This is a genomic window from Kutzneria sp. 744 (genome assembly GCF_000568255.1).
Lineage (GTDB): Bacteria > Actinomycetota > Actinomycetes > Mycobacteriales > Pseudonocardiaceae > Kutzneria.
In genome coordinates, this window is the sequence record NZ_KK037166.1 from 1,242,444 (window position 1) to 1,249,083 (window position 6,640).

Genomic DNA, 6,640 nt, shown 5'->3' on the forward strand with positions numbered 1-6,640 from the left:
GACCAATGGTCAACCATCACGCTCTGACGCCATGTCCAGACGAAGCCTCGCCGCCTTAGCCATGGCCGCCGTCGCCCTCACCGCCGCGTGCGGCGCCGGACCGGCCGTCACCTCGCAGCACAAGGCCATCACCGTGTGGCTGATGGACGGCGATCTCAGCGACAAGGCCGTCGCCGCGATCAACGCCGCCTTCGAGAAGGCCACCGGGGCCACGGTGACCGTGCAGGTCCAGGAGTGGGACAACATCAACACCAAGATCAGCACGGCGCTGGCCCAGGACAGCACCCCGGACGTGCTGGAGATCGGCAACACCGACGTGCCCCTGTTCGCGGCCAACGGGGCCCTGGCCGACCTGACCGACCACAAGGCCGAGTTGGCCGCCGGCCAGGACTGGTTGCCGGGGCTGTCCGGCCCGGCGACCGTGGACGGCCGGATCTACGCGGCCCCGCTGTTCGCCGGCAACCGGGCGGTCATCTATCGGAAGTCGTTGTGGGCCAAGGCCGGCGTCACCACGCCGCCCACCACCTTGGCCGAGCTGACGGCCGACCTGGACAAGGTCAGGGCGGCCAATCCCGACCCGGCGTTCGCCGCCTTCAACTTCCCGGGCCAGTACTGGTACGGGGCCCTGCAGTTCGTATGGGACGCGGGCGGCCAACTGGCCACACAGGACGGTGGCAAGTGGACGGGCGCGCTGGAGAAGCCGGCCGCACAACAGGGTCTCAAGGCGTGGCAGCAGTTCCAGAACGCCTACTCCGGGGCGGCCTCGCGCAACGTGGACACCAAGGCCCCGGACCAGGCGGCGATGTTCGCCCAGGGCGCGACCTCGGCCATTCTCGACACGAGCGTGAACACCGTGCTCAAGGACAACCCGTCCATCAAGGACGACATCGGCACCTTCCCGTTCCCCAGTGCCACCAACGGAAAGACGCAGCCGGTGTTCCTCGGCGGCTCCGATCTCGGCGTCGCGGCCAAGTCCCGCCACCAGGACCTGGCGACGCAGTACCTGAAGACCGCCGCCGATCCGGCCGTGCAGAAGGCGGCGATCGCCGGCATCGACGGCTGGACGCCGGTGTCCACGCAGATCATCGACCAGGTGACGCCGTCACTGCCGCCGCTGAACGCAGCGTTCTTCGCCGCCGCCAAGTCCTCCGGCAGCACACCGGCCACGCCGGGCTGGGCGACCGTGGAGAGCGACAAGTCGATCAACACGTTCTTCGCCGACATCGCCACCGGCCGCAAGTCGACCGCCGACGCCGCCCGCAACTTCGACGCGCACCTCGACCAGGCCCTGAACGCGGCATGAGCACCCTCCAGACGTCGCCGCCGGCAGCAGCGGCGACCGTCGCCGGCGCCGAACCACCGCCCCGGCGCCGGCGACACCTTCTTCTGCCGTACGGGTTGTTGGCGCCTGCGGCGGCCGTGCTGGCCCTGGTGCTGGGTTATCCGCTGGTCCGGCTGGTGCTGATCTCGTTGCAGGACTACGGGTTGCGGTCACTGTTCACCGGCGCCGTCGGCTGGGCCGGTCTGGCCAACTACCTGACGGTGCTGCAATCCCCCGATCTGGGCCCGGTTCTGGTGCGCAGCATCGGTTTCTGCGCGGCGCTGGTGATCGGCACACTCGTCATCGGGCTGGGCGTCGCGCTGCTGATGGGCGGCCTGGGCCGGCGGATGCGGGTGGCGGTGATGTTCGCGCTGATCGCCGCCTGGGCCATCCCCAACGTGGCGTCCACGCTGGTGTGGCAGTGGCTGTTCCAGCCGGTGTACGGCGTGGTGAACTGGCTGCTCACCCGCGTCGGCGTGTTCGGCGACCTCACCCAGCGGGACTGGACCACCTCGGCCTTCTCGGCGTTCGCCCTGGTGTGGCTGCTGGTGGTGTGGCAGTCGGTGCCGTTCGTGGCGCTGACCCTGCACGCCGGCCTGACCCAGATTCCCCGCTCCTACTACGAAGCCGCGGCGATCGACGGGGCCGGGCCCGTCCGGGCCTTCACGACGATCACGTTGCCGTTCCTGCGCCCGATTCTGGGCCTGGTCACGATCCTGTCGGTGATCTGGGACTTCACCGTGTTCAACCAGATCTGGATCCTCACCCAGGGCGGCCCGGGCGGGCAGACGACAACGCTGGGCATCTGGACGTTCACCACGGCGTTCAGCAAGAACTCGTTCGGCCAGGGCGGCGCGATCGCCGTGGTCTCGGTGGTGCTGCTGGTGGCCATGACCGCGGTGTACGTGCGGCGGCTCGTCCGCTCCGGGGAGGCACTGTGAGGATTGCTCGCAACACGGCGGCGACGCTGTTCTGTGTGGTGTGGCTGTTCCCGGTGTACTGGATGGTCACCACGGCGTTCAAGCCGTACGGGGACATCCTCAGCGCCACGCCGCGGTTCCTGCCGTTCCCGTTCACGCTGGACAACTTCGTCGATGCCGTGACGAAGTCGGGCTTCCTGCGCGACCTCGGCAACAGCGTCCTGATCACGACAACAGTTGTTGTCACGGCCATCGCCGTCGCGTTCCTGGCCGCCACGGCGCTGACCCGGTTCCGATTCCCCGGCCGGCGCGGCTTCCTCATCGGCGTCCTAGTCGTGCAGATGGTGCCCGTGCCGGCGCTGGTGATCCCGTTGTTCCTGAGCCTGAAGTCCGTGCACCTGCTGGACACGTTCCTGGGGCTGGGACTCACCTACGTGGCCTTGGTGCTGCCGTTCACCATCTGGACGCTGCGTGGCTTCCTGCAAGGCATTCCGGTCGAACTGGAGGAGGCCGCCATGGTCGACGGCGCCAGCCGCGGCACCGTGATCCGACGCATCCTGTTGCCGCTCGTGCTGCCGGGCATCATCGCCACCAGCGTGTTCGCGTTCATCACGGCCTGGAACGACTTCCTGTTCGCGTACGTGATCATGAAGGACCAGTCGGGCTACACGCTGCCGGTGTGGCTGGTGTCGTTCAGCACGAGCACCGGCACCGACTACGGCGGCCTGATCGCCGCCTCCACCCTGTTCGCGCTGCCGGTGGTCGTGTTCTTCGCCCTGGTGCAGCGCCGACTGGTCGAGGGCATGACCGCCGGGGCGGTGAAGGGCTAACCGATGATCATCCCCAGTCCCCACCACGTCGAACCGCGACCGGGCGCCTTCCCGCTGCACCCCGGGCGGCGGATCAGCTGCGCTCCCGGCGCCGAGCGGGCCGGCGAGCTGCTGGCCGGCTACCTCGGGCTGCGCGGCGCAAACGGCTCCGCACCGTCGATCTGGCTCGAACTCGCCAGCCGAGGCCCCGGTCCCGAGGGCTACCAGCTGGACATCCGGCCGCAGCAGGTGCACCTGACCGCGACCACGGAAACCGGCCTGCTGCACGGTGTCCAGACGCTGCGCAGCCTCGTGAGCGGTAATCGCCTGCCCTGCCTACGGATCCGGGACGCGCCGAGGCTGCCGTGGCGGGGTGTGCTGCTCGACGTGGCCCGGCACCACATGCCGCTGGAGTTCCTGCACCAGTTCGTGGACGTGATGGCGCTGCACAAGCTGAACGTGCTGCACCTGCATCTCACCGACGACCAGGGCTGGCGCATGGAGATCGCCGGCTGGCCACGGCTGGTCGACGTCGGCGCGTGGCGGCCGGAGAGCATGATCGGCCCCGCCGGCAGCGGCGAGTTCGACGGCATGCCCCACGGCGGCTACTACACCCAGGCCGAGCTGCGGGAGCTGGTGCGCTGCGCGGCGGCCCGAGGCGTGATGATCGTGCCGGAGATCGAGATGCCCGGACACGTGCGGGCGGCGCTGGCGGCGTATCCCGAGCTGGGCAACTTCCCCGAGCGGCGGCTGCAGGTGTGGACGAGTTGGGGCATCAGCGAGGACATCCTCGGCGTGCACGACACCGCGCTCGCCTTCTGCCGGGACGTGCTGCGGCAGGTCGCCAACGTCTTTCCCGCGCCGTACGTGCACATCGGCGGCGACGAGTGCCCGACGACGCAGTGGTCCAACGCCCCTTCCGCACTGGCTCGGGCTGCGGAGCTGGGGTTCGACGACCCCGGCCGGCTGCACGGCTGGTTCCTCGGGCAGATGGCCGACACGCTCCGTGAACTCGGGCGGACCGCCGTCTGCTGGGCCGAGACCGGCCAGCACGCGGGCGGCATGCCGGCCGGCACGGTCGTCACCGCGTGGCGGGACGCCGCCCACGGGGCGTCGGCCATTGCGGACGGCCACCAGGTGATCATGGCCCCGCACCGCTCCACCTACCTCGACTACCGGCCCGAGGAGCCGGCCGGGCACTCCGGCATCGTCACCACCGTGGCCGACGTGTACGGGTTCGATCCGCTGGCCGGCGGGCTGCCGGTGGCCGCCGGGTCCCGGCCCGGGGTGCTCGGCGCGCAGGCCCAGCTGTGGACCGAGCTCGCCCCCACGCCCGACCACGTCCGGCGGCTCGCCTTCCCCCGGCTCTGCGCGTTCGCCGACACCGCGTGGCGGACCACCGCCCCCGACTACGATGAGTTCCGGCGCCGGCTGGCCGTGCACATGGACCTGCTCGACGCCCTCAACGCCCTTCCGACCACCTGCGCAGAGACGACGCCGTGACCGCTGAGCCGTACAAGCCCTCGCCCAAGCGGGATGTCGTCCGCCGGCACATCCTCGGGCTGATCGAGAACACCCGCCCCGGCACCGGCCTGGCGTCCGAGCGGGAGCTCGCCCAGCAGCTCGGCGTGTCCCGGCCCACCGTCCGCGCCGCCCTCGACGACCTCACCCGGGACGGCTTCCTGGTGCGGCAGCGGGGTCGCGGCACGTTCACCAGTCCGAACAAGGTCACCCAGGAGCTCGCCGGCAACGGCATGGCCGTTCCCCCGGCCGAGGGCGAGTGGACGAGCCGGGTCGTCTCCTTCGCCGTCTCCCCCGCCCTGCCGCCGGTCGCCGCCCGGCTCGAACTCTCGCCCGGCGACCCCGCCCTCCGCGTCACCCGGGTCCGCCTCGTCGACGACGAGCCCATCGCCATCGAGCACCTGGAACTGCCGGCCGACCTCGTGCCCGGGCTGCAGGCCGCCGACATGGAGACCGGCAACTTCTACCACCTGCTCCGTGACCGGTTCGGGATCCGCGTGGCCGAGGCCGTGCAGAGCATCGAGCCCTCCTTCACCAACCCCGAGCAGGCCGAACTCCTTGACGTGCCGGTGTATTCGCCGCTGTTGCAGATCGAACGCACAACCCGCGACACCACCGGCCGCGTCGTCGAGGTCACGCACTCGGTCTACCGGGGCGACCGCTACCGGATCACCTCGACGCTGCGCCTGGACGAGAGCTCGGGCTGACGGGGCAGACGCCGGCATCCAGCCATTTCTCACGCAGGTCGGCCGGGATGTTCAGGGCGGTCGACTGGCCGTTGGTGAGCGTGCGGACGCTGCCGCCCAGCAGCAGGCTGCCGGCTTTGTCCAAAATGGACGTCGCCACCCTGCTGCGGTCCTCGGCGCGTTCGAGGACACGCATCAGCCAGGTGCCGGCGCGCACCGCCCGGTTCCAGGTCCGCGAGTTCGGGACCTCCATCCAGTCGGCGACCTGGGGATCGACCGTCTGGCGGACCATTGCCGACACGACACCGTCGAAGGCCTTGCCCGGCACCATGTCCTCGTACAGCCGGATGAGGTTCCGAGTAAGGGCAACGCCTTCGGCCGACGGCCCGTAGGTGGACCCGACGATCACGGCGTTGAGCTCCCGTGCCTCGTCGATCGACTCGGGCATGGCCTCGACGGGAATGCCGAGCATCGCGCCCGTCACCCGCCAGACGTAGTAGTAGCTCGCGGCCTCGTGCTCGGTCACGGAGATCCCGATGCGGCGCATGCCGTCGACCACCTGCACCGAGAAGATCAGCAGGGCGCCCAGCATGTCCTGCTGGCACACCGGAACCCCCTCCGCCTCGACATCCCAGCGGCCCGAGCTCGTGATGAAGTGCCGCACGGCGGCGTGGATCAGGCGCGTCTTCTGGACCGTCGGCACGAACGAGCCGCCGGCGCCGAACGGCTGCCGCCCCATCATGTTCAGCACGAACTGCGACGTCTCCGACAGCCGCCGGTGCGGTTGGTTGAGCCGATGCGTCAACGCCAGCACCCGCGACGGCCGCGGCTGGGCGTAGCAGTTGACCATCGCGCCGAACGACAGCACCGAGGCGACGTGCACCCCGTCGTCCACGAAGAACTCGTACGCCTCCGCCACACGGTCGAGGTCGGCCCACGGCGGCGGGTCGTCCGTGGCGACCAGATAGGCCCGCACCGACTCGGGCAGATTCTCCGGAATGGGCTGATCGTTGTCCCGCAGGTGGGCCAGGACCTCGTTCACGGCCTCGACCCGCCCCGTCGCGACAAGGTCCGCGATCACCCCGTCGGCGAGCGGATCGCCTTGCCACATAAGCGCTTCCACAGCCGCCATGTCGACCATGTGGGCCCGTCCTCACTCGCCGCGCGACCTGCCTGTCGTCTACACAGTGCTAGGGCACCCGGCCGACGGCCCACCAGCCCGACGCGCATCGACCGCCCGAATGGACGCCCGACACCAGCCGAACGGCCTACCGCCCGGTGTCCTTCTTCGCGTACTCCAGCAGGGGGCGCATCACCGTGACGTCGACGCCGGTGCTGCGGAGGGCGACGATGATCTGGGCGGCGCGGCGGTACTCCTGCTCG

General features: G+C 70.2%; 6 protein-coding genes. 5 read left to right on the top strand and 1 reads right to left on the bottom strand.

The features are described from left to right. Window positions 1–31: 31 nt before the first annotated feature. Genes KUTG_RS05410 through KUTG_RS05430 form a run of 5 tightly spaced genes read left to right on the top strand, consistent with a single transcriptional unit; the run spans window position 32 to window position 5,278 of the window. Window positions 32–1,303, top strand: a complete 1,272-nt coding sequence (locus KUTG_RS05410; RefSeq protein ID WP_043715354.1) for an extracellular solute-binding protein — start codon at window positions 32–34, stop codon at window positions 1,301–1,303. After that, window positions 1,300–2,262, top strand: coding sequence for a carbohydrate ABC transporter permease (locus tag KUTG_RS05415; RefSeq protein WP_043715358.1), 963 nt, complete (start codon window positions 1,300–1,302; stop codon window positions 2,260–2,262). The genes KUTG_RS05410 and KUTG_RS05415 overlap by 4 nt, the downstream gene beginning before the upstream one ends. Then, window positions 2,259–3,071, top strand: coding sequence for a carbohydrate ABC transporter permease (locus tag KUTG_RS05420; RefSeq protein ID WP_043715361.1), 813 nt, complete (start codon window positions 2,259–2,261; stop codon window positions 3,069–3,071). The genes KUTG_RS05415 and KUTG_RS05420 overlap by 4 nt, the downstream gene beginning before the upstream one ends. Window positions 3,072–3,074: 3 nt before the next feature. After that, on the top strand, window positions 3,075–4,553 hold the full coding sequence (locus KUTG_RS05425) for a beta-N-acetylhexosaminidase (protein WP_043715364.1): 1,479 nt from the start codon (window positions 3,075–3,077) through the stop codon (window positions 4,551–4,553). After that, a complete protein-coding gene (locus KUTG_RS05430) occupies window positions 4,550–5,278 on the top strand; it encodes a GntR family transcriptional regulator (RefSeq protein WP_043715366.1) in 729 nt (242 codons plus the stop codon). The genes KUTG_RS05425 and KUTG_RS05430 overlap by 4 nt, the downstream gene beginning before the upstream one ends. Here KUTG_RS05430 and KUTG_RS05435 read toward each other — a convergent pair. Continuing rightward, entirely contained in the window at window positions 5,241–6,389 is a 1,149-nt protein-coding gene (locus tag KUTG_RS05435) for an oxygenase MpaB family protein (protein ID WP_232240676.1), read from the bottom strand. The two genes, KUTG_RS05430 and KUTG_RS05435, sit on opposite strands and share 38 nt — an antisense overlap. Between the last annotated feature and the right edge of the window lie 251 nt (window positions 6,390–6,640).